This window comes from Methylophilus sp. E2MeOHC9, from assembly GCF_058744375.1.
In genome coordinates this window covers 438850-460274 of record NZ_CP196024.1, presented here as the reverse complement: position 1 = coordinate 460274, position 21425 = coordinate 438850, and the positions used below count along the sequence as shown (strand labels likewise).

At 52.1% G+C, this 21425-nt stretch carries 22 protein-coding genes and 1 other RNA gene; 14 read left to right on the top strand and 9 right to left on the bottom strand.

What is annotated here, in order from left to right; translation table 11 throughout:
• The first annotated feature begins 9 nt into the window (after positions 1-9).
• The 3 genes from fdhF to ACSSVF_RS02205 are packed head-to-tail and all read left to right on the top strand — an operon-like array spanning position 10 to position 4093.
• Positions 10-2931 (top strand): formate dehydrogenase subunit alpha, encoded by a 2922-nt coding sequence (fdhF, locus tag ACSSVF_RS02215; protein ID WP_492405137.1) that lies wholly within the window; start codon positions 10-12, stop codon positions 2929-2931.
• On the top strand, positions 2931-3830 hold the full coding sequence (gene fdhD, locus ACSSVF_RS02210) for a formate dehydrogenase accessory sulfurtransferase FdhD (RefSeq protein ID WP_492405135.1): 900 nt from the start codon (positions 2931-2933) through the stop codon (positions 3828-3830). Before fdhF ends, fdhD begins: the two co-directional genes overlap by 1 nt.
• A 44-nt stretch (positions 3831-3874) precedes the next feature.
• A complete protein-coding gene (locus tag ACSSVF_RS02205; RefSeq protein WP_492405134.1) occupies positions 3875-4093 on the top strand; it encodes a formate dehydrogenase subunit delta in 219 nt (72 codons plus the stop codon).
• 21 nt (positions 4094-4114) lie between these two features.
• Here the strand turns inward: ACSSVF_RS02205 and ACSSVF_RS02200 are convergent, their stop codons facing one another.
• From ACSSVF_RS02200 to trxA, 4 genes are all read right to left on the bottom strand, one after another.
• A complete protein-coding gene (locus ACSSVF_RS02200) occupies positions 4115-5782 on the bottom strand; it encodes an ArnT family glycosyltransferase (RefSeq protein WP_492405133.1) in 1668 nt (555 codons plus the stop codon).
• Between the two features lie 129 nt (positions 5783-5911).
• Positions 5912-6112 (bottom strand): 50S ribosomal protein L31, encoded by a 201-nt coding sequence (gene rpmE, locus ACSSVF_RS02195; RefSeq protein ID WP_379034476.1) that lies wholly within the window; start codon positions 6110-6112, stop codon positions 5912-5914.
• A 104-nt stretch (positions 6113-6216) separates the two neighbouring features.
• Positions 6217-7476: a transcription termination factor Rho gene (rho, locus tag ACSSVF_RS02190; protein WP_379034478.1), complete on the bottom strand. Its 1260-nt coding sequence runs from the start codon at positions 7474-7476 to the stop codon at positions 6217-6219.
• A gap of 83 nt (positions 7477-7559) precedes the next feature.
• A complete protein-coding gene (trxA, locus tag ACSSVF_RS02185; RefSeq protein ID WP_019883507.1) occupies positions 7560-7886 on the bottom strand; it encodes a thioredoxin TrxA in 327 nt (108 codons plus the stop codon).
• A 259-nt stretch (positions 7887-8145) separates the two neighbouring features.
• On the opposite strand from trxA, the gene ACSSVF_RS02180 reads away from it, so the two are divergent.
• Positions 8146-8652 (top strand): TlpA disulfide reductase family protein, encoded by a 507-nt coding sequence (locus ACSSVF_RS02180; RefSeq protein ID WP_492405130.1) that lies wholly within the window; start codon positions 8146-8148, stop codon positions 8650-8652.
• Here ACSSVF_RS02180 and ACSSVF_RS02175 read toward each other — a convergent pair.
• The 3 genes from ACSSVF_RS02175 to ACSSVF_RS02165 all read right to left on the bottom strand — a co-directional run bounded on the left by ACSSVF_RS02175 (position 8639) and on the right by ACSSVF_RS02165 (position 9998).
• Entirely contained in the window at positions 8639-8932 is a 294-nt protein-coding gene (locus tag ACSSVF_RS02175) for a DUF3579 domain-containing protein (RefSeq protein WP_492405128.1), read from the bottom strand. The genes ACSSVF_RS02180 and ACSSVF_RS02175 overlap by 14 nt on opposite strands.
• Positions 8933-8961: 29 nt before the next feature.
• Positions 8962-9546, bottom strand: a complete 585-nt coding sequence (locus ACSSVF_RS02170; protein WP_492405126.1) for a BON domain-containing protein — start codon at positions 9544-9546, stop codon at positions 8962-8964.
• Positions 9547-9641: 95 nt separating this feature from the next.
• A complete protein-coding gene (locus ACSSVF_RS02165; protein ID WP_492405125.1) occupies positions 9642-9998 on the bottom strand; it encodes a YraN family protein in 357 nt (118 codons plus the stop codon).
• Between the two features lie 108 nt (positions 9999-10106).
• Here ACSSVF_RS02165 and rsmI point away from each other — a divergent pair, with 108 nt between their 5' ends.
• Together rsmI and pyrC are read left to right on the top strand one after the other, a co-directional pair.
• The gene (rsmI, locus tag ACSSVF_RS02160) at positions 10107-10955 is read left to right on the top strand and encodes a 16S rRNA (cytidine(1402)-2'-O)-methyltransferase (RefSeq protein ID WP_492405123.1); all 849 of its coding nucleotides are present in this window, start codon (positions 10107-10109) and stop codon (positions 10953-10955) included.
• Positions 10956-10978: 23 nt separating this feature from the next.
• Positions 10979-12013, top strand: a complete 1035-nt coding sequence (pyrC, locus tag ACSSVF_RS02155; protein ID WP_492405122.1) for a dihydroorotase — start codon at positions 10979-10981, stop codon at positions 12011-12013.
• 144 nt (positions 12014-12157) lie between these two features.
• On the opposite strand, the gene ung is transcribed toward pyrC, so the two are convergent.
• Positions 12158-12841, bottom strand: coding sequence for a uracil-DNA glycosylase (gene ung, locus ACSSVF_RS02150; protein WP_492405120.1), 684 nt, complete (start codon positions 12839-12841; stop codon positions 12158-12160).
• A gap of 92 nt (positions 12842-12933) precedes the next feature.
• On the opposite strand from ung, the gene rnpB reads away from it, so the two are divergent.
• Positions 12934-13267: RNase P RNA component class A (rnpB, locus tag ACSSVF_RS02145), an RNA gene on the top strand.
• On the opposite strand, the gene ACSSVF_RS02140 is transcribed toward rnpB, so the two are convergent.
• Positions 13262-13615, bottom strand: coding sequence for a glutaredoxin family protein (locus ACSSVF_RS02140; RefSeq protein WP_492405119.1), 354 nt, complete (start codon positions 13613-13615; stop codon positions 13262-13264). The genes rnpB and ACSSVF_RS02140 overlap by 6 nt on opposite strands.
• A 382-nt stretch (positions 13616-13997) precedes the next feature.
• Between ACSSVF_RS02140 and mraZ the strand changes: the two genes are divergently transcribed.
• From mraZ to mraY, 7 genes are read left to right on the top strand one after another with little or no spacing between them, the layout of a single operon-like run.
• The gene (gene mraZ / locus ACSSVF_RS02135; RefSeq protein ID WP_492405117.1) at positions 13998-14444 is read left to right on the top strand and encodes a division/cell wall cluster transcriptional repressor MraZ; all 447 of its coding nucleotides are present in this window, start codon (positions 13998-14000) and stop codon (positions 14442-14444) included.
• The gene (gene rsmH / locus ACSSVF_RS02130) at positions 14441-15427 is read left to right on the top strand and encodes a 16S rRNA (cytosine(1402)-N(4))-methyltransferase RsmH (RefSeq protein ID WP_492405115.1); all 987 of its coding nucleotides are present in this window, start codon (positions 14441-14443) and stop codon (positions 15425-15427) included. The genes mraZ and rsmH overlap by 4 nt, the downstream gene beginning before the upstream one ends.
• 9 nt (positions 15428-15436) lie before the next feature.
• The gene (ftsL, locus tag ACSSVF_RS02125) at positions 15437-15736 is read left to right on the top strand and encodes a cell division protein FtsL (protein ID WP_492405113.1); all 300 of its coding nucleotides are present in this window, start codon (positions 15437-15439) and stop codon (positions 15734-15736) included.
• Between the two features lie 24 nt (positions 15737-15760).
• Positions 15761-17488, top strand: coding sequence for a peptidoglycan D,D-transpeptidase FtsI family protein (locus ACSSVF_RS02120; RefSeq protein ID WP_492405111.1), 1728 nt, complete (start codon positions 15761-15763; stop codon positions 17486-17488).
• Positions 17485-18912, top strand: a complete 1428-nt coding sequence (locus ACSSVF_RS02115) for a UDP-N-acetylmuramoyl-L-alanyl-D-glutamate--2,6-diaminopimelate ligase (protein ID WP_492405109.1) — start codon at positions 17485-17487, stop codon at positions 18910-18912. Before ACSSVF_RS02120 ends, ACSSVF_RS02115 begins: the two co-directional genes overlap by 4 nt.
• Complete coding sequence (locus ACSSVF_RS02110; RefSeq protein WP_492405107.1) at positions 18909-20282, top strand: UDP-N-acetylmuramoyl-tripeptide--D-alanyl-D-alanine ligase; 1374 nt, start codon at positions 18909-18911, stop codon at positions 20280-20282. The genes ACSSVF_RS02115 and ACSSVF_RS02110 overlap by 4 nt, the downstream gene beginning before the upstream one ends.
• Before the next feature lie 8 nt (positions 20283-20290).
• A complete protein-coding gene (gene mraY / locus ACSSVF_RS02105; RefSeq protein WP_492405105.1) occupies positions 20291-21394 on the top strand; it encodes a phospho-N-acetylmuramoyl-pentapeptide-transferase in 1104 nt (367 codons plus the stop codon).
• Positions 21395-21425 lie beyond the last annotated feature (31 nt).

The window sequence follows — 21425 nt, the reverse complement described above, 5'->3', positions numbered from 1 at the left end:
GGTGACATTATGGATGACATCAAATATACCCCTTCCCACCCCACCATCCTGAAATACGATGCGGACAAAGACTATGGCACGCCCAAGTCTGACAGCGACGTCATGGTGACGCTGAACATTGACGGTGTGGATGTGACGGTGCCGGAAGGTACCTCGATCATGCATGCCGCGCAATTGAGTGGTGTGACCGTGCCTAAACTGTGTGCGACCGATTCGCTGGAAGCGTTTGGTTCCTGTCGCTTGTGCCTGGTCGAGATTGAAGGGCGGCGCGGCTACCCGGCTTCCTGTACCACGCCGGTGGCTTCTGGCATCAAGGTCAGAACGCAAACACCAAAACTGGCCGATGTGCGCCGTGGCGTGATGGAATTATATATTTCTGATCATCCGTTGGATTGCCTGACCTGTGCTGCCAACGGCGACTGTGAGTTGCAGGACATGGCGGGTGCAGTAGGCCTGCGTGAAGTCCGTTATGGTTATGAGGGTGAAAACCACCTCGGCCAGACGAAAGACGAATCCAATCCATACTTTACCTTTGATGCGTCAAAATGCATCGTTTGTTCCCGCTGTGTAAGGGCGTGTGAAGAAACACAAGGCACTTTTGCCTTGACCATTCAGGGCCGCGGTTTCGATAGCAAGGTCTCCGCCGGTAACCAGAACTTCCTCGAATCTGAATGTGTCTCTTGTGGTGCCTGCGTGCAGGCTTGCCCTACCGCCACCCTGATGGAAAAAACCGTGATTGAAGCGGGTACGCCAGAGCATAGCGTGACTACGACTTGTGCCTACTGTGGTGTCGGTTGCAGCTTTGATGCCGAGATGAAGGGCGAAGAAGTGGTGCGCATGACGCCGACCAAAGCCGGCGGTGCCAACCATGGCCATAGCTGTGTCAAAGGCCGATTTGCCTGGGGTTATGCCACCCATGCTGACCGTATTACTACCCCAATGATACGCAAGAGTATCCATGACCCATGGCAAAAAGTGGGCTGGGATGAGGCGATCAACTACGCCGCCAGTGAAATCCAGCGTATCCAGGCCAAATATGGCAAAGATGCGGTCGGTGGTATTACTTCCAGCCGTTGTACTAACGAAGAAGTGTATGTGACACAAAAGCTGATCCGGGCTGTATTCGGCAGTAATAACGTAGATACCTGCGCGCGCGTCTGCCACAGCCCTACAGGTTATGGCTTGAAGCAAACGCTGGGTGAATCTGCCGGTACACAGACCTTTGATTCGGTGATGAAGTCTGATGTGATTTTTGTGATGGGTGCTAACCCAACTGATGGGCACCCGGTTTTCGGCTCATTGATGAAACGCCGCCTGCGTGAAGGTGCCAAACTTATCGTCGCCGACCCGCGCGCGATTGACCTGGTAGAAAACTCACCGCATATCCGTGCCGACTATCACCTGAATCTGCGCCCTGGCACCAATGTCGCATTGATCAGTGCCCTGGCGCATGTGGTGGTCACCGAAGGCCTGGTCAAGGAAGATTTCGTTAAAGCGCGTTGTGAATGGGATTCTTTCGTCGCCTGGCGTGATTTTGTCGCCAAACCGGAAAACTCTCCCGAAGCGCTGGCAAAAGACCTAGGGCTGGATCCGCAAAAAATACGCGAAGCCGCACGCCTGTTTGCCACCGGCGGCAATGCCGCTATTTACTATGGCCTGGGCGTGACCGAACATAGCCAGGGCTCAACCACCGTGATGGGTATTGCCAACCTGGCGATGGCAACCGGCAATATCGGCCGTGAAGGGGTAGGCGTCAATCCGCTGCGTGGACAGAACAATGTACAAGGTTCTTGTGATATGGGTTCCATGCCACACGAGTTCCCAGGCTATCGCCATGTGTCGGATAACGAAACCCGCGCATTGTTTGAAACCGCCTGGGGCGTGACATTGAGTGCAGACCCAGGCTTGCGTATCCCGAATATGCTGGACCTGGCGGCAGAAGGCAGCTTTAAAGCCGTCTATTGCGTAGGTGAAGACATTGCGCAATCCGACCCTGATACTCAGCACGTCACACATGCGCTAGAAAGCATGGAGTGCGTCATCGTGCAGGACTTGTTCCTGAACGAAACCGCCAAGTTTGCCCACGTATTTTTCCCTGGCGCTTCTTTCCTGGAGAAAAATGGCACTTTTACCAATGCTGAGCGCCGTATTTCACCCGTGCGCAAAGTCATGTCACCCAAGAATGGCCTCAGGGATGATGGCAAACACGAAGCTGGCCTGGAAGACTGGGAGATTACGGCACGCTTCTCAGAGGCGCTGGGTTACCCCATGCACTATACGCATGCCAGCGATATCATGGACGAGATCGCAGCGCTCACCCCTACCTTCAATGGCGTCAGCTTTAAGAAACTGGACGAATTGGGCAGTATCCAGTGGCCATGCAATGATGAAGCACCTGCAGGCACGCCGACTATGCATGTGGATGAGTTTGTGCGCGGCAAAGGTAAATTCTTTGTGACGCAATATGTGCCCACGACAGAGCGGGTCAATGGCAAGTTTCCACTGATTTTGACGACTGGCCGTATCCTGTCGCAGTACAACGTTGGGGCGCAGACGCGGCGCACTGAAAATGTGGTGTGGCATCCTGAAGATAAAATTGAGATCCACCCGCATGATGCTGAAGATCGCGGTATCCAGGAAGGTGACTGGGTAGGCATTAGCAGCCGCGCTGGTCAAACCGTGTTGCGTGCCAAGATCACCGAGCGGGTCCAGCCCGGCGTGGTTTATACCACTTTCCACCATCCGGAATCTGGCGCCAATGTGATCACGACTGACAACTCTGACTGGGCGACCAATTGCCCTGAGTATAAAGTCACTGCCGTGCAGGTAACCAAAGTGAATCAGTTGTCCGACTGGCAGAAAGAGTACCGTAATTTCAGCGATACGCAGATAGAGTTGTCGGGAATGGATCCACAGACGGTTGTTTCCTGATGGCGCAAGTTGAAGTTAACAGTTGCCTTTCTGATGATGCAAGCGTTGACTGGCAGGCAGTTACCGCCAGTGAAACGGTGCGTGAATTCACTGTCACGCGCTGGCGCGGTGAGCAACTGCCAAGCAGTGTCATCGATACGCTCGCGCAAGAAATACCGATCGCATTAGTCTATAACGGTATTTCGCATGTGGTCATGCTGGCTACCCCGGCTGATCTGGAAGACTTTGCCTATGGCTTTTCATACACTGAAGGCATTATCAGTGAGCGGGCGCAGATCTATGGCATTGATGCAAAAGCGATCTATCACAGTAACGGCCAGCTGCGCGGTATTGAATTGCATATCGAGCTCGCCACCGCGCAATTTGCGGCGCTTAAAGAGCAGCGGCGTAATTTAACCGGGCGTACTGGCTGTGGTTTATGTGGTGCTGAAAGCCTGGAGCAAGTATTCAAAATGCCTGCGCAGCCGAAAGCGGCCATGCCCTCTTTATCGTTGCAAGTGATTGATGCAGCCATGGCGCAGCTTAAATCACAGCAGCCATTACAACAGCTAACGGGTGCCACCCATGCATGTGCCATCGCCAATGACCAGGGGCAAGTGTTGCAGGTGCGTGAGGACGTAGGCAGGCACAATGCCCTGGATAAACTGATAGGGTCATTGTTGCGGCAATCGCAGGATTTTAGCGAGTTATGGCGCCAGCACTGGGTGTTAACCACCAGTCGGGCCAGTTACGAAATGGTGCAGAAGGTGACCATGACTGGAGGTCGGGCACTGGTCGCTATCTCGGCCCCGACTGCGTTAGCTGTCGGCCTGGCACAGGAATACGACTTTTTACTGGTGGGTTTCGCCAGACCTACTCAATGCGTGGTGTATCACGGCGTGTTGACTAACTCTAATTAAAGCTAGATGCCTGTAATCTATTGTTGAGTTGAAAAGAGCACGAGATGGAAGTAGACAAGTTAATCAAAATGGCCAACCAGATAGGTGATTTTTTTGAGGCGAATCCGGATGTTGAAGATGCCAAGCTGGAGATAGCTGGGCATCTTAAAAAATTCTGGAACTCGGTGATGATTAAATCATTGGTGGCCTATGTGCAACAGCAGCAGGGCGCTGGCTTGCACCCCAGGGTGCTCGCTGCGATTCAACAGCATATGCAGGCTTAAAACTGCGCACGCGTTAGTTGCTTAACGGCGCTGAAGCAACCTGTAAGATTCTTTGCTTTGGCGACTTTGTTCGCCTTCCCAGATCAGCGACCACTCTTGACCCGGCGATGCGTGCCGTTTGCCTGGCTGATCTTCAATCAATAACAAGTCACAGCCTGAAGCGTCTGCTGCCAGGCGTATACCCGCATGGTAATGCAGTAAATCAGATTGTGATGAGCCGATGTTATGGCTGCTAATGCAGCGGTAATGAGTGGGCAATTGCTTGCGCAAATCTTCAAATATCGGTTGATAGGTACGTGCGGCTTCTATCATTGGTAACCATAAACTCATAAATACTGTCCAGGCGCAGGTCATGCCTATCGCCCAGTTAGTTGCGCTGGAGCGGTTAGAGTGTTTGGAACGTATGACGCCAGACAGCCATATTAAAGTGACAGCCACTGCAATCGTCCCGTATAGCACGCTGAGGGGTATGGTTTGCAGGCCGGATAAATAAGCCAGGCGCTGGTAAAGTTTGACCGGGTTGCCAGTGAGCATCGCCCACCAGCCCAGCCAGGCAATGGCAATCAGCAAGCCGAATAGAATCAGGCCAAACCAGTTTAACGCGCCAGCCGCGCCGCGTTTGAGCGTTTCTATGCTGCCAGCTGCCAGTGCAGTAAGAGGGATCAATAATGGTAGTGCGTTGACTTCACTGCGGTCACTAAAAAAGCCGATGAGGATGAATGCAACGATAAAAAAAATCAGGCATAACTGGAAGCGATAGGTGTGCAGCACAGCATGCCGGAAGCGCCAGATGCCCCACATCGCAAGCGGCAAAGCCGGCCAGGCATACCATGCCAGGGTGCGCAAAAAGTATAAGTGCTTGCTCGGCATCTGGATGCTCACCTGCGTCGGCCACCAGCCAGCCCACAAGCCCGGCGCCCACTGCTGGCATAGCCAGCACCAAAGTAAAATGCCAGGCAATGCGAGTGCCAGGCCGGATAATAAGGCGCGTTTGGCCGCCGCATGTTGACAGATCACTGGTAAAAACAGCACGCCTATCGTGCTGCCAATAACCATGGCGGCCGGTAGCACACCGGCTGATAAAAATGCGATCAATAACCCGCCAGCAAGTAACCACATAGCACGTACCGGCTTGCGTAACACGAGTGTCAATGCATAAAACGCCATGCTGATGCCGCTGAGTGCCGATACCTCTGGCATGATGGTATGCGCGCTGACGACCAGGCCCAGGCAGCCAATAAAAATGAAGTTGGTCTGGCGTCCGGCGCCCAGGTTCCACAATTCACGGCCACTCAAGCCCATCATCAACAGTGTGAGCAGCATCCAGATGCCAACGCTGAGTCGTGCGGCATCATGAATGGGTAGTAGGGGGGAGAGTGCTTGTGAAAATCCGGTGGCTACCCAGTAAAACAGGGGCGGTGTTTCGAGCGCGGGATGGCCGGCTGAGATCGGGGCGATCCAGTGGCCATCGGCCCAGCTTTGCACAGATAGGAATGGATGCTCGATCAGGCTCTGGATAATGCTGGCAGATTGCGACTCAAATGGCTTCCACGGTGAGTGGCCGATCAGGCCGACACACAGCCAGATGGCACACAGTAGAATCAGCAGGTGTGTTTTGGCGCGTTCCCCCACCTTGGCGCGCGGGGTGGCCATGTTTTCCTGCCAGTCGTGATCAATAAAAAACTGCATGTGTCAGCGGTGTGCTCGTGTAAGGCATTTTATGTGTTGTTATCTTAACGCAAACATGAATACTAGCCAGCATGCGTTGAAAACAAAAAAGGCAGCCATGCTGCCTTTTTTGATATACATCCCACCCAATTACATGCCGTATTTTTGGCGGAATTTCTCAACGCGACCAGCGGTGTCCACAATCTTCTGTTTGCCAGTGTAGAAAGGGTGGCACTGTGAACATACTTCGATGTTCAAGTCTTTGCTGCTGGTAGAACGGGTTTTGAATTTATTGCCACAGCTACAAGTGACGTTAATTTCAGGGTATGTTGGGTGAATGTCGGCTTTCATGCTTTCTCTCTAATCTTTAAGCAGTTGCGGTAAGCGCGCGATTATCACCCAATTCATTCTATTAATCAATAGATGCATGGAAATAATTTTCACGCGCAGGCGGGCTAGCCGCGACGCATGCTGTCAAAAAAGTCGTTATTGGTTTTAGTGGCCTTGATTTTGTCCAGCAAGAACTCCATCGCCTCGAGGTCGTCCATAGGATAAAGCAATTTACGCAATACCCAGATTTTTTGCAGTACATCTTTATCCAGCAGCAATTCTTCGCGGCGTGTGCCGGATTTATTGACGTTGATAGCTGGGTAGATACGTTTCTCGGCCATACGTCTATCCAGGTGGATCTCCATGTTGCCGGTACCTTTAAATTCTTCGTAAATCACATCATCCATACGTGAGCCGGTATCTACCAGCGCGGTCGCGATAATGGTCAGTGAGCCGCCTTCTTCTACGTTACGCGCGGCACCAAAGAAACGTTTTGGTTTTTGCAGCGCGTTGGCATCCACACCACCGGTCAATACCTTACCGGAGGAAGGGATCACCGTGTTGTAAGCACGGGCCAGGCGGGTGATGGAGTCCAGCAAAATGACTACATCTTTTTTGTGTTCAACCAGGCGTTTGGCTTTTTCCAGCACCATTTCAGCGACTTGAACATGACGCGTGGCTGGTTCATCAAAGGTAGAAGCTACGACTTCGCCGCGCACTGAGCGGGTCATTTCGGTCACTTCTTCCGGACGTTCGTCAATCAGCAATACGATCAGCACACAGTCAGGGTGGTTAGCTGTAATCGCGTGCGCTACATTTTGCAGCATGACTGTTTTACCACTCTTGGGGCTGGCGACCAGCAAAGCACGTTGGCCCCGGCCGATAGGTGCGATCATATCGATCATGCGGCTGGTGATGTTTTCTTCACCGCGGATTTCACGTTCCAACGTCAGCGGTACGGTCGGGAACAATGGTGTCAGGTTCTCGAACAGAATCTTGTGTTTGGTGTTCTCTGGCGCTTCGCCGTTGACGCTATCAACTTTGACCAAGGCAAAATAACGCTCGCCATCCTTAGGGGTGCGGATCTCACCCTGGATACTGTCACCAGTGTGCAGGTTGAAGCGGCGGATCTGTGAAGGCGAAACGTAAATGTCATCCGGACCAGCCAGATAAGAAGTATCTGGCGAACGCAGGAAGCCAAAGCCGTCAGGCAATACTTCTAACGTCCCATCTCCAAAAATGCTGTCGCCTTTTTTTGCTTTGTTTTTCAGGATGGCAAAAATCAGGTCCTGCTTGCGCATGCGGCTAGCATTTTCGATTTCGTTACTGGTGGCCATTTCTACCAGTTCGGTAACAGGGAGGTGTTTGAGGTCGGATAAGTGCATGAGTGACTCGCTAGATTGAGAGACGGCGGAGAGTGGGATTGAAAAACCCGGTTTCGAGGCTATTTGAAACCGGGTAGGATGTCTTAAATATTGCTGTCGATAAAGGCGCTGAGTTGGGACTTGGATAATGCGCCTACTTTGGTGGCTTCTACATTGCCGTTTTTGAACAGCATTAAAGTAGGAATGCCACGAATGCCGTATTTAGGCGGCGTATTCTGGTTGTCATCGATATTCAGTTTGGCAACTTTCAGGCGGCCGGCGTATTCTTTGCTGATATCATCCAGAATAGGCGCAATCATTTTACAAGGGCCACACCACTCTGCCCAGTAATCAACCAATACGGGAACCGTCGATTGTAAAACTTCCTGTTCAAAGCTGGCATCGCTTAAATGGGTAATGTTGTCGCTCATTATTGCCTCGTAAGAATGGGTGGAGAATAAATAGAGTGGAATTAAACAGAATAATTCTGGTTATTTGGTGCTAAAAATGTGTTTGGCTTAAATTGGTTGAGTTAGTAATTTGCTGAAAATATGAAATTACTAAATGTGTTTGCGATAAGTATAGCAACACATTTCCAGCAGAATCAAGTCTTTTTCTATACATATACTATGATGGTGTCCATAGTGTGGTTTTCAAGAGCAAGTAGTTAATATTGGCTGATGGGATTTAATGAAACATAACATTTACAGGCAATGGCTCATTGGCTTGCTTGGATTGCTGTGGGTGAATAGCCTGATGGCTGAGCTTTCCGCTACCTGGGTCATGCAGGACACGGCAGGCAAAACCCACCAGTTGTCTCATTACAAAGGCCGTTGGCTGGTGGTGAATTACTGGGCGCCCTGGTGCCCGCCCTGCCTGGAAGAGATGCCTGAGCTGGTGGCATTTTATGATGAGCACCGCCAGCAAAATGTCATGGTGCTGGGGGTGGCCGTGCAGTACAAAAGCGAAAAGTCGGTCATGGATTTTGCCGAAGATATGCTGATCTCATACCCGATTATTTTAGGGGACGCACAAAAGAAACCATTGCCACAGCCTGAAGTATTGCCGACGACTTATATATATCACCCGGATGGGCGGCTGTATAAAGTAAAACGCGGCGCTGTCAGCAAGCACTGGTTAGAGCAATTGCTGAAAGAAGCCGCGTCGGCTGATACCAGGGAAGTTAATCCTCGATAGTCACCGCTTCACCTGCCGGGTTGATGATGCTCAACTGGTTTTCCTTGGCAAACTGGATCAATTGCTCAAAACCTTCAGGGTTGACCTGCTTCAGCTTCATATCTACTGACAGGCTGCGCACATTATTCACCAGCTTGGGCTTCAAATAAGGCGAGTAGCGTAATTTCTTGTCGACGCCAAAACTGGCGTAAGTGCTACACATCCGGTCCACCCAGTCGCTGGGGCGAAAGGGTTTTCCGGCAAGCGTGATGCCTTGAATGATAATTTCCTGGTCTTCCATTCAGTTTCCTTAAAGCTTGGTATTAAAATTTATTTGGAGTATTCAAAGACTTTAACGACTTTGCTCACGCCTTCGGTCGTTCTGGCGATTTCCACCGCATCAGTGGCTTCTTTTTCTGAGACGATGCCCATCAGGTAAACCACGCTCGCTTCAGTGACCACTTTCACGACATTGGCCGGGAACAGGTTCTCGCTGAGGAAGCGCGCTTTCACTTTAGTGGTGATGTAAGCGTCATTGCTGCGATCACTGATAGAAGAAGTAAAGCCGACCGTGATGGCATTATGGATGTCACGCACATTGGCAATCTCGCGTGTCAGTGTTTCGGCCTGCGCTTGCTGGCCTGCATTTGGCACTTCGCCAGTCAACAGTACGATACGGTTGTAACTGGTCACATTGATATGCGAAGACTTATCCATGTATTGGGAAATACGTTTCAGGGTTTTAAGTTCGATATTTTCATCTTCTACATAAATACCTGAAGAGCGGCGATCTGCTGCCATGGCGCCACCTGCTGCGGCACCACCGACGATCGCGGGAAAACAGCCGCTCAGCTGCGTGCTGATCAATAACATGGCGATGACGGAGATTTTTTTGGCGTGAATTTTTTGATTCATGAGGTTCCTTGTTCTACGATAAAAACTTAGGTTCACGAGACAAACCGTGAAGATGTGTAGTGTGACAGCAGGTAATAAATAAAATTCTACGCTTTTTATGTGTCGATTGCATTACGAATCCAGTTGGGTGACTCGTAACTCGCATTATCAAACAGCACCACATCAAACCGGCACGGGTTGCTGGAAGACTGATTTTGCAAATAATGCTGGGCAGCGCGTATTAGTTTTTGCTGTTTGTGCGGATGGATGCTGTCGGCAGCGCTGGTGAATTTAAGGTTGCTGCGCAGCCTGACTTCTACAAACACCAGTGATTGCTGGTCGCGCATGATCAGGTCGATTTCGCCAAACCGGCAGCTATAGTTTTGTTCCAGCAAGACCAGCCCCTGCTGTTTGAGAAACCTGGCCGCCGCCGCTTCAGCCGCAAGGCCTTTATTATTCAGGTTAAGTTTCATCTCTGCCTGGCTCTTGTTATTTTGGTATTCATTTCTTTAGCCGCTCATTCTATCGTGCGCATTTCTATATTGCTTAGCGAAACGCCCTCTATGCCTTAAAATAGCGGCATGAGTGAGTTGGGTACATTATATGTGGTGGCGACACCGATCGGCAATTTGGGGGATATCACCCTGCGCGCGCTGGAAACCCTGAAGCAGGTAGATGCGATTGCGGCTGAAGATACCCGGCATAGCGTAGGCTTGTTGCGGCATTTTGGCATCAGCAAACCATTGATCGCAGTACATGAGCACAATGAGCAGCATTCAGCTGAAGCCTTGCTCAAGCGCTTGCAGGCGGGGGAGTCTATTGCGCTGGTCACGGATGCCGGCACGCCAGCCGTAAGCGACCCTGGTGCCGTGGTGGTGCAGGCAGTGCGCGCGGCAGGGTTGAAAGTGGTGCCTATTCCCGGCGCCAGTGCCGTGATTGCGGCATTATCTGCTGCCGGCATTACACAACCGGGTTTCTGTTTTGAAGGTTTTTTGCCTGCCAGCGGATCGCAACGGCGCAAACGGCTGGAAACCTTAAAAACTGCCCCGGTGACCCTGGTGTTATATGAAGCCCCGCATCGTATCGTCGAGTGCGTGCAAGACCTGCTCACAGTGTTCGGCAGCGAGCGTTTGCTGACCGTGGCGCGTGAGCTGACCAAAACCTTTGAAACCATACACACCAGCAACTTGCCCGAGACTGTTGCCTGGTTAGAAGCGGATAGTAACCAGCAACGCGGCGAGTTCGTCCTGCTGATCCATCCGGCACCCGCTGAAAAACAAGAGGGGCTGGACGAAAATACGCAACGTATCCTCAAGCGTTTGTTGCAGGAGCTGCCGTTGAAACAGGCGGTGGCCCTCGCCACAGATATCACCGGCCACAAGAAAAACGAACTCTATGAAGCGGCATTGGCATACAAGGCCGCCGTATAAATTTTTTAAGACGATAGCAAAAGATGACAACCCAACTGACGATCACCCGCCCCGATGACTGGCATTTGCATTTAAGGGATGGCGACACTTTAAAAGCAGTATTACCTGATACCGCCAAGCAATTTGCCCGCGCCATTGTGATGCCCAACCTGCGCCCGCCAGTCGCCACTGCCGAGGCTGCGCGTGGCTATTATGAGCGCATCAGACAAGCGTTGCCTGCGGGCCTGGATTTCGAGCCGCTGATGACTTTGTACCTGACCGACAACTTGGCGGCGGAAGAAATCACGCGTGCGCATCAGGATGGTGTCGTCAAAGCGGTGAAGTTGTATCCGGCTGGTGCCACCACCAACAGCGATTCCGGCGTGACCAGCCTGGCCAAATGTGCCGCCGTATTGGCAGAAATGGAAAAGCTGGGCTTGCCATTGTTGATCCATGGTGAAGTCACCGATGCCGAGATCGATGTGTTTGATCGCGAAAAAGTGTTTATCGAACGCCATTTACAGCCATTGCTCAAAGATTTCCCCGGCTTGAAAGTAGTGTTCGAACATATCACCACACAAGATGCGGCTGAGTTTGTCGCACAAGGCCCAGCCAATCTCGCTGCGACTATCACTGCGCATCATTTGTTGATGAACCGCAATGCCATGTTTACCGGTGGCATCCGTCCGCATCACTATTGTTTGCCAGTGCTCAAGCGCGAAACGCATAGGCAGGCGCTGGTAAAAGCAGCGATTTCTGGTTCGGCTAAATTTTTCCTGGGCACGGATAGTGCCCCGCATCCCAAATCCGCCAAGGAAGCCAGTTGCGGATGTGCCGGTATGTATACCGCCCATGCCGCGATTGAGTTGTATGCTGAAGCTTTTGAAGCGGCAGGTGCGCTGGATAAGCTGGAGGGGTTTGCCAGTTTTTATGGTGCCGATTTTTACGGTTTGCCACGCAATATTGAGCAAATCACCTTGCGCAAAGAAAGCTGGTTGGTGCCAGGAAGTATTCCTTTTGCAGATGATGTGCTTGTGCCGTTACGTGCCGGTCAAACCATCGCCTGGAAATTGGTATAACACCCTGCCCTGGGATTCAGGTGATGAATAAGCAGGGGCTTGCTTATTCATCGCTGGCTTTCAAGAAGGACGCTCCATATAAGGCTGGTTGCACACGCGTTGCGTAAGCGATAAAACCAGCCAAGATCCCCGGTTGCTAAAACATTAAAGTTGCCAGTTGATAGGGGCTTGCCCGCGCGAAACAAGATAGTCGTTGATTTGCGAGAATTGGCGATTACCAAAGAAACCGCGATGTGCCGATAATGGCGACGGATGCACTGACTTTAAAATCAAATGTTTATCGGGGTCTATCATGGCCCCTTTCTTTTGCGCATAACTACCCCATAACACGAACACCAGGCCTTCACGCTCTGCATTCAGCGCGCTGATCGCCGCATCGGTAAATTGCTCCCAGCCGCGGTTCTGATGTGAACCCGCCGTTGCCATCTGCACCGTCAGCGTCGCATTCAGCAGCAGCACACCCTGGTCTGCCCAAGGGGTTAAATCGCCGCTGCCACTCATGCGGATGCCTATATCTGTTTGTATCTCCTTGAAAATATTCATCAGCGATGGCGGTAAGGCAACACCTGCCTGCACTGAAAAGCTCAAGCCATGCGCCTGGCCGGGGCCGTGATATGGGTCCTGCCCGATAATGACGACGCGTACCTGGTCAAATGGGGTATGGTTGAATGCATTGAATATATAAGGGCCAGGCGGGTAGATCGTTTTGCCTGCTGCTTTTTCCTGCTGTAAAAATGCCTTGAGCGATTGCATATAAGGCTTATCAAGTTCTTCACCAATCTTGGCTTGCCATGAGGTATGCAGTTGGCCGGTTTTTTCTAAAGACATATGTATAGAGTGCTCTAAGGTTCGATTCTGAAATTATACGACGCCTTGCACATGAAGCGTGTTGCCAGCGTGTAGCATGTTAAAATGACAATGAAGCCAACCAGACAGTCGCCGCTTGTGCAAACAAGGGGAGGAAAGTCCGGGCTGCACAGAGCGGGATGACGGCTAACGGCCGTACGCTGAAAGCTGGTAACAGTATAAGGTGAGGAATAGGGCCACAGAGACGAGCGTATTTAGTTACGGTGAAACGCGGTAACCTCCATCTGCAGCAATATCAAATAGGCTGGCATTTTACGCAAGTAATAAGGCGTGGCTCGCGCTGCCAGCGGGTAGATAGCTTGAGTGTGTGAGCAATTGCACGCCTAGAGGAATGACTGTCGTCTACGCAAGTAGTCACAGAACCCGGCTTATCGGTTGGCTTCACTTTTCTGTTTTATCTTCAGCCTGCTTTATCTCCAGTTTGCTTTTGTCGTGTTGGCCCTGGCTGCTTTGCCAATGCGCCAGTGCGGCAATGATGGCTTTTTCGTTGTGCCCGCGCACCACTTCCTTATCAATCAGCAAGACCGGCACGCCTTTTCCGGCCACACGTTGGTACTGGCTCCTGCCTTCTTCTGAGGTTTCAATGTTGTACTCCTTATAGGTAATCTGTTCCTTCTCAAGTAGTTGGCGTGTTTTTTCACAGTAAGGGCACCAGTCAGTGGCATACAAAGTTACTTTGCCTTGACCAAAATTCGGTGTGGGGAACAAGTAGAAGGACAGGGAGCGCCATTCCATGGCCAATAAAATGCCTGTTCCTATCAAGAAAAACTTCAATTTGTGTGACATATAGGTGCGGGCCATCCTGGTTAAGTGCTGAATATTCGACCGGTTTTCATGCAAAAAATGGCAGTAAAACTAACATTTTTTAATTATTCAATATTTTCAATGAGATAGCTATTTTTATTAAACGAATTTGTTTGTTTAATGCGCCAATATGTTGATTTAAAGTGACTTGTTAAAATAACGTAAGTCTTTGTCTTTAAAGAAAATTTTCCATCAAAGTGCTTGCCAAGCACTTTTAATTTATCTATAGTGTGCAAAAGGGTGATTTTGTGTTGAATTGTGGGAAATTTTCTCATTAACGAGCGCAAAGTGTGAAAAGGACAGTCAGGTAACCATGTTTCGCGGTGCAGTACAGTTAAGTTTGGATGCAAAAGGTCGGCTCAGTGTGCCAGCCAAGCACCGTGACGCCCTGACCGCAGGTGGGCAGGGTGAGCTGGTGCTGACCGCGCACCCGCACCGTTGCCTGATCCTGTATCCCCAGGCCGCCTGGGAGCCCATCGAAAGCAAGCTGACCAGCTTGTCCAGTTTTAACCCTCAAATCAGTGGTATTCAACGCATGATCGTCGGCCAGGCCGATGTGATGCATCTCGATTCTGCCGGCCGCTTGCTGGTGAATGCCGTGCTGCGCAAATTCGCTCACTTGGATAAAGACGTGATGATGGTCGGTCAGGGTAGCCATTTTGAGCTATGGGATGTCGCCGCCTGGGATGCGCAGCTGGAAAAACTGATGTCCACCGATCAACTGCAAATCCCGCAAGAACTAGAGGGATTCTCACTATGATGGCGGGCGCGAAGTCAGCGCCCGCGTCTTCGACGGAAACGTCTGTGTCGCCAGCCGCCAGCCACATCACGGTGTTATTGCATGAGGCTGTAGATGCGCTCAATGTGCGTGCCGATGGTATTTATGTCGATGGCACTTTCGGGCGTGGCGGCCATAGCCGTTTGTTACTTTCCAAGCTGGGTGCCAAAGGCCGCCTGATTGCGCTGGATCGCGATCTGGCAGCGGTTGCGCATGCGCAAACCATTGCGGATGCGCGATTTAGCATTGCCCATGTACATTTTTCCGGCATGACAGCTGTTTTGGCTGAATTAGGCATAGACGCGGTAGACGGGATTTTGCTCGACCTGGGCATTTCGTCGCCGCAGATTGATGAAGGAGAGCGCGGTTTCAGTTTCCGTTTTGACGGGCCACTGGATATGCGTATGGATCAGAGTCGTGGCAAAACCGCCGCAGAGTGGCTGGCGACTATTTCAGAGAAGCAATTGGGTGAGGTGATAAGGGATTATGGTGAAGAACGGTTTGCTAAGCAGGTTGCAAGGGCGATTGTTAAGGAGCGCGAAGATGGGCATGCCATCACCACTACGGGACAACTTGCCAAGATCGTGGCAGGCGCCATCCACAAGGTTGAGCCGGGCCAGAACCCTGCAACGCGCACATTTCAGGCTCTACGGATTTTCGTCAATCAAGAGCTTGAGGAACTCTCGCTAGTGCTGCCTGACTGTTTGCGCTTGCTGCGACAAGGTGGCCGTCTGGCGGTGATCAGCTTTCACTCGCTGGAAGACCGCATCGTCAAGCGCTTTATCCAGTCTGAAATGGATAGGGATAACTTGCCTAGCGGCTTGCCAGTGCGTGCCAAGGACCTGCCGCAGCCGCGTTTGAATGCGGTTGGCAAGGCGATCAAGCCGGGCAAGGCTGAAGTGTCAGCGAATGTGCGTTCACGCAGTGCGGTGTTGCGCGTGGCTGAACGTACTAGTGTGCAGTAGTGGTGCTGAATGATACGCCTGAACCTGATTTTATTTGCAGTCACCATCGCCATGGCATTGGGTGTGGTGACCGCGCAGTATAAGGCGCGCAAGTTGTATTTTGAACTGGATCGGCAGGAGATGCTAACCAAGCAATATATGACCGAGTATGACCAGTTGCAGATTGAGCAAAGTACCTGGGCCATGCATTCGCGCCTGGAAGAATTCGCCACGGCGCGCTTGCACATGCACAGCCCGAGCATGCAACAGACGCAAGTGATTGTGGTAGACCTGCCGGCAACACCTGTAGTTGCGCCGGCAGCGCCTTGAAGTGGTGTGAATCAGTGAACGCACATGCTGCTTAAAGAGAGTCAACATAAGCTGGTCAAGTTGCCAGCCTGGCGCAGAAGAACGCTGCTGATATTGCTGTTGCTGAGTTTTGCCTTGCTGCTGGGTCGCGGGTTTTACCTGCAAACCCTGCATAAGGATTACCTGATTAAAAAAGGCGAAGCGTTTTCGCGTCGCAAAGTGGAATTGATGCCGCACCGCGGCAAGATTTATGACCGTAACTTCAAGCCATTGGCGATCAGCCTGCCGGTGGAATCGTTATGGATGAACCCGACCGATGTGAATATCTCGGCGGCGCAGTTGAAACAGATGGCCAAATTGCTGGAAATGCGGCCAAAAGAGCTGCAGCAAAAAGTGCAGCAAAAGAAAAAAGAATTTGTATATATCAAACGGAGAGTGGCGCCCGATGTGGCAAAACTGGTGATGGCGATGAAAGTGCCCGGCGTATTCAGTCAGAAAGAATACAAACGCTTCTACCCTGCGGCAGAAGTGGCGGCGCATATCGTCGGTTTCACCGGGGTGGATGACACTGGCGTGGAGGGCATGGAGCTTTTCCGCAACAGCGTGCTGTCCGGTACTTCCGGCAAGCGCGATTTTGTACGTGACCGTAAAGGCCATGTGGTTGAAGATCTGGTCGCCATTAAATTGCCACACGATGGCCAGGACCTAGTGCTGAGCATAGACCGTACCGTGCAATACGTTGTGCATCGCGAACTGTCACGCGCAGTAGAAAAACATAAAGCCAAGGCCGCTGCGGCCGTCGTGCTCGACGCCAAAACCGGCGAAGTGCTGGCACTGGTGAATATCCCTACCTATAACCCGAATAACCCGGGCAATGTCGCCAGCAAGCTGCGTAACTCAGCCATCGTCAATATTTTCGAACCGGGTTCTACCATGAAGCCGGTGACTGCCGCTGCTGCCATGGAATTCGGCCCCTATCAGCCGGATACCAAAATCCAGACTGCGCCTGGTTATCTGCGCGTAGGGACTGCCACTATCCATGACGCGCATCCTAACCAGATGTTGAGCGTGTCACAGATCATCCAGAAATCCTCCAATGTCGGCTCCGCCAAAATGGCGCTGGAACTTAACCGCGAACAATTGTGGAATACCTATATCCAGCTCGGCTTTGGCTCACCGACAAAAATCGGTTTCCCGGGTGAAGCTTCCGGCAAGGTGCGTGATTACAAAACCTGGCGTCCTATTGAACAGGCGACCATGTCCTATGGTCACGGCATCAGCGTGACTTTATTGCAACTGGCCCGTGCCTATACCGTATTCGCCAATGAAGGCGAATTATTGCCTGTGACCTTGACCAAATTACCTGAGCCGCCAGTGGGCCGCCAGGTGTTTTCCGCCAAGGTCGCCAATTCGGTGAAAGACATGCTGGAACTGGTGGTACAGCCGGGCGGTACCGCCTTGAAAGCCCAAGTCACCGGCTATCGCGTCGGCGGCAAAACCGGTACTGCACATAAGTTAGGCCCACATGGCTATGAACATGACAAATATGTCGGTTCGTTTGTCGGTATGGTACCTGCGTCCAATCCACGCCTGATCATGGCAGTGATGATAGATGAACCCAATAATGGCGAATATTACGGCGGCAGCGTCGCAGCACCGGTATTCAGCGCCGTCATGAATGATGTCTTGCGTATGCTGGCGATTCCACAAGATGGCAATGCCGTACCACTGGCAACGCCAACAGAAGCCAATGCCGTACCGGAGGCGATGTGAGTAAATACATTATTCCAGCGCCGGTACATGGCATCACCGCAGATAGCCGCCAGGTTGAAAAACATGGCTTATTCCTCGCTTATCCTGGGCAGCATGGCGATGGTCGTGAATATATTCCAGATGCCATTACCAAAGGCGCCAATACGGTGATTTGGGATAGCCTGGGGTTTGACTGGAACCCGGAGTGGACGGTACACAATATCGCCATTCCTGACCTGAAATTCCAGGTCGGGCATATTGCCAGCCAATTCTATAAAGACCCATCAGAGCAGTTATGGTGCGTAGGCGTCACCGGCACTAACGGTAAAACAACCGTCACCCATTGGCTGGCACAGGCTTACCGTTTCCTGCAGCAAAAATCAGCGGTGATAGGCACCCTGGGGAATGGCACGCTGGATGATTTGCAGCCTACCCAGAACACCACGCCAGGCCCGGTGGAAGTGCAAAAGATCCTGGCCAATTTTGTGCTGGAAGATATCAAGATGGTCGCCATGGAGGTCTCGTCACATGGCCTGGATCAGGGGCGTGTGAATGGTGTGTCGTTTGACGTGGCGGTGTTCACCAACATGACCCGTGATCACCTGGATTACCACGTGACGATGGAGTCTTACCAGGAAGCCAAGCAAAAACTGTTTGACTGGCAAACCTTAGCGGCAGCCGTCATCAATGCGGATGATGCCTTTGGTGTCACGCTGATTGAGCGCTTGCGTCAGCAAGGCAAGCAGGTATTGAGTTACGGCATGCATGAGGCCGATGTCTGCGCGACCGCAGTGACCATGCATGCGACCGGCTTTGAAATCCAGGTGCAAACACCACAAGGCAATGGCGTTGTGCAATTGCATGCCTTGGGCCAGTTTAATGTCTATAACGTATTGGCGGTGCTGGCTTGCTTGCTGGTCAATGGTGTCGCTTTGCCCGCGGCCTTGCAGGCGGTATCCGGGCTGGTGCCAGTGGCAGGACGCATGCAGATGTTCGGTGGCGGTGACCTGCCATTGGTCGTGGTCGATTATGCGCATACGCCGGATGCCCTGGAAAAAGCGCTGGATACTTTACGTATACAGGCACGCGGAAAATTGAGCTGCGTATTTGGTTGTGGCGGTGACCGCGATACCGGCAAGCGCAGCGAAATGGGCCGCATTGCCGGCACACTGGCAGATCATGTGATCGTGACCAACGATAACCCGCGTAGCGAGAACCCTTACGCGATTATTGCCGCGATCTCCGAAGGCCTGACCCGTGAATTCACCATGGAGACAGACCGCGCCAAAGCGATTGCGCTGGCTGTGTCACGTGCCAACAAAGGCGATGTCGTGCTGGTGGCTGGCAAGGGCCATGAGGATTACCAGGAAGTCCAAGGTATCCGTTATCCGTTCAGCGATGCCGAGTGGGTACTCAACGCGCTGAAAAAGAGGGCGCAAGCATGATGTCATTGCACACCATCGCAGCAGTATTGCAAGGCACGTTACGTGCCGAAGGGCTTAGTGCGGATGTCGAAGTGACCTCCGTCGATACCGATAGCCGTCGCGCGCAGCCAGGCCAGTTGTTTGTTGCATTACCGGGCGAAAAGTTTGATGGGCACAATTTCTTGCCACAGGTCACTGCGCTGGGCGCCTCTGCTGCATTGGTTTCACGCGCCGTGAAAACAGAATTACCTACGGTAGAAGTCAAAGACACGCGTCTGGCGATGGGGCAGTTGGCGGCTTACTGGCGCCAGCATCTGGGCACGCCTTTAATCGCGGTGACCGGCAGCAATGGTAAAACCACGACCAAGGAAATGATCGCCGCAGTCATGCGGTTGCATGTGGGCGGGGCCGACAAAGTGCTGGCGACTGCCGGCAACTTTAATAACGATATCGGCATGCCATTGACCTTGCTGCGCCTGCGCCCGTTTCACCGCAGTGCCGTGATCGAGATGGGTATGAACCACCTTGGTGAGATTGATTACCTGACCCGGATTGCAAGGCCGAATGTGGCCGTCATCAACAATGCTGGCACTGCGCATATTGGTGAACTGGGCTCGCGTGAAAACATTGCCAAAGCCAAGGGCGAGATTTTCGCCGGGCTGGCCGATGACGGCATTGCCGTAATTAATACAGACAGCGAGTTTTACAGTTATTGGCGCGGCCTGAATACCTCACGGCGCGTGCTGACATTTGGCTTGCATGCGCAAGCGGATGTCCGCGCTGAGGCATTAGTCAACGATGCTTTCAAACTGCATTATCAGCAGGCATCAGTCACGCTGACACTGGCCGTTCCGGGCGCACACAACATGATAAACGCACTGGCTGCCGCTGCTGCCAGCCTGGCCGCCGGGGCAACCTTGGATGAAGTCGCCCAAGGCCTGCAAGGCTTTGGCGGTGTGAAAGGCCGTTTGCAACAGAAAACGGCTGCCAATGGCGCCAAGGTGATTGATGACACCTATAACGCTAATCCGGATTCAATGAAAGCGGCACTGGATGTATTGCAAAACGCCAGTCAACGCACCGTATTCGTCATGGGTGATATGGGTGAACTGGGCGATGACGCCGAAGCCATGCATGCCGAAATCGGGCGTTATGCCAAAGACCATGGCGTGGATGCCATGTATGCCCTGGGTAATCACACCAAAGCAGCGGTCAACGCTTTTGGCAGCCAGGCGCAGTATTTTGACGCGATAGAAAACTTGATTGCCGCATTACAGGCAAATACAACCGCAGAAGACATCGTACTGGTGAAAGGCTCGCGTTTCATGCAAATGGAGCGGGTAGTCAATGCGCTGGTGGAAACACAAGCCGCCGAACTGGTGGGGAAATAGGGAAGCTTATGTTATTGGAATTGGCAAAGTGGCTGTCATCGGATGTACGTGGGTTCCACGTATTTGATTACATCACGCTGCGTGCGGTGCTGGCGACGCTGACTGCACTGGCTATCTCGTTCCTGGTCGGGCCAGCCATGATACGCAAGCTGACTGAATACAAGGTTGGTCAGGCTGTACGTGATGATGGTCCGCAGACACATCTGGTGAAAGCTGGTACACCGACCATGGGTGGCGCATTGATACTGGTGGCGATTGCGATTTCTACCCTGTTATGGGGCAATTTGCATAACCGCTTTATCTGGGTGGTGCTGATCACCACACTGGGTTTTGGCGCAGTGGGCTGGGTCGATGACTACCGCAAAGTGGTTTATAAAAACCCGAAAGGGCTGGCCGCTAAAGAAAAATACTTCTGGCAAAGCCTGATTGGTTTTGGTGTGGCGGTGTTTTTATATGCCACCTCTACCACGCCGGTTGAAACCACATTGATCGTGCCATTTTTTAAACATCTGGTGCTTCCACTCGGCGCAGTTGGTTTCATTGTGCTGACTTATCTGGTGATTGTGGGTAGCAGCAATGCCGTCAACCTGACCGATGGCCTGGATGGTCTGGCGATTCTGCCTACCGTGATGGTGGCTGCTGCGCTGGCACTGTTTTCCTATGTGACCGGGCACATCGTATTCGCTAAATACCTGGGTATTCCTTACGTTGAGGGCGCCAGTGAACTGATGGTGTTCTGTGCCGCAATGGCTGGTGCCGGGCTGGGTTTCCTGTGGTTTAACGCCTATCCGGCCGAAGTGTTTATGGGTGATGTCGGCGCGCTGGCGCTGGGCGCTGCCCTGGGCGTAGTGGCTGTCATCGTGCGCCAGGAAATCGTGCTGTTCATTATGGGTGGTGTGTTCGTGGTGGAGACGTTCTCGGTGGCCGCACAAGTGCTGTATTTCAAATACACCAAGAGAATGACAGGCACAGGCAAACGTATCTTCCTGATGGCGCCTTTGCATCATCACTATGAACAAAAAGGCTGGAAAGAGACACAGGTCGTGGTCCGTTTCTGGATCATCACCATGATGCTGGTACTGGTGGGTTTATCCACTTTGAAACTGAGATAACTGAACTAGATATAAAGTAAATCCAATCGAA

What these genes read in the sequence shown, in the direction of transcription:
- ung (WP_492405120.1), bottom strand. Translation starts at nt 12,841, where the DNA reads ATGTCTTTAGAAAAAACCGGCCAACTGCATACCTCATGGCAAGCCAAG.
- fdhD (WP_492405135.1), top strand. Translation starts at nt 2,931, where the DNA reads ATGGCGCAAGTTGAAGTTAACAGTTGCCTTTCTGATGATGCAAGCGTT.
- rsmI (WP_492405123.1), top strand. Translation starts at nt 10,107, where the DNA reads ATGAGTGAGTTGGGTACATTATATGTGGTGGCGACACCGATCGGCAAT.
- ACSSVF_RS02200 (WP_492405133.1), bottom strand. Translation starts at nt 5,782, where the DNA reads ATGCAGTTTTTTATTGATCACGACTGGCAGGAAAACATGGCCACCCCG.
- ACSSVF_RS02120 (WP_492405111.1), top strand. Translation starts at nt 15,761, where the DNA reads ATGCTGCTTAAAGAGAGTCAACATAAGCTGGTCAAGTTGCCAGCCTGG.
- rho (WP_379034478.1), bottom strand. Translation starts at nt 7,476, where the DNA reads ATGCACTTATCCGACCTCAAACACCTCCCTGTTACCGAACTGGTAGAA.
- mraZ (WP_492405117.1), top strand. Translation starts at nt 13,998, where the DNA reads ATGTTTCGCGGTGCAGTACAGTTAAGTTTGGATGCAAAAGGTCGGCTC.
- ACSSVF_RS02165 (WP_492405125.1), bottom strand. Translation starts at nt 9,998, where the DNA reads ATGAAACTTAACCTGAATAATAAAGGCCTTGCGGCTGAAGCGGCGGCG.
- mraY (WP_492405105.1), top strand. Translation starts at nt 20,291, where the DNA reads ATGTTATTGGAATTGGCAAAGTGGCTGTCATCGGATGTACGTGGGTTC.
- ACSSVF_RS02175 (WP_492405128.1), bottom strand. Translation starts at nt 8,932, where the DNA reads ATGGAAGACCAGGAAATTATCATTCAAGGCATCACGCTTGCCGGAAAA.
- rsmH (WP_492405115.1), top strand. Translation starts at nt 14,441, where the DNA reads ATGATGGCGGGCGCGAAGTCAGCGCCCGCGTCTTCGACGGAAACGTCT.
- rpmE (WP_379034476.1), bottom strand. Translation starts at nt 6,112, where the DNA reads ATGAAAGCCGACATTCACCCAACATACCCTGAAATTAACGTCACTTGT.
- trxA (WP_019883507.1), bottom strand. Translation starts at nt 7,886, where the DNA reads ATGAGCGACAACATTACCCATTTAAGCGATGCCAGCTTTGAACAGGAA.
- fdhF (WP_492405137.1), top strand. Translation starts at nt 10, where the DNA reads ATGGATGACATCAAATATACCCCTTCCCACCCCACCATCCTGAAATAC.
- ACSSVF_RS02205 (WP_492405134.1), top strand. Translation starts at nt 3,875, where the DNA reads ATGGAAGTAGACAAGTTAATCAAAATGGCCAACCAGATAGGTGATTTT.
- ACSSVF_RS02180 (WP_492405130.1), top strand. Translation starts at nt 8,146, where the DNA reads ATGAAACATAACATTTACAGGCAATGGCTCATTGGCTTGCTTGGATTG.
- pyrC (WP_492405122.1), top strand. Translation starts at nt 10,979, where the DNA reads ATGACAACCCAACTGACGATCACCCGCCCCGATGACTGGCATTTGCAT.
- ftsL (WP_492405113.1), top strand. Translation starts at nt 15,437, where the DNA reads ATGATACGCCTGAACCTGATTTTATTTGCAGTCACCATCGCCATGGCA.
- ACSSVF_RS02170 (WP_492405126.1), bottom strand. Translation starts at nt 9,546, where the DNA reads ATGAATCAAAAAATTCACGCCAAAAAAATCTCCGTCATCGCCATGTTA.
- ACSSVF_RS02110 (WP_492405107.1), top strand. Translation starts at nt 18,909, where the DNA reads ATGATGTCATTGCACACCATCGCAGCAGTATTGCAAGGCACGTTACGT.
- ACSSVF_RS02140 (WP_492405119.1), bottom strand. Translation starts at nt 13,615, where the DNA reads ATGGAATGGCGCTCCCTGTCCTTCTACTTGTTCCCCACACCGAATTTT.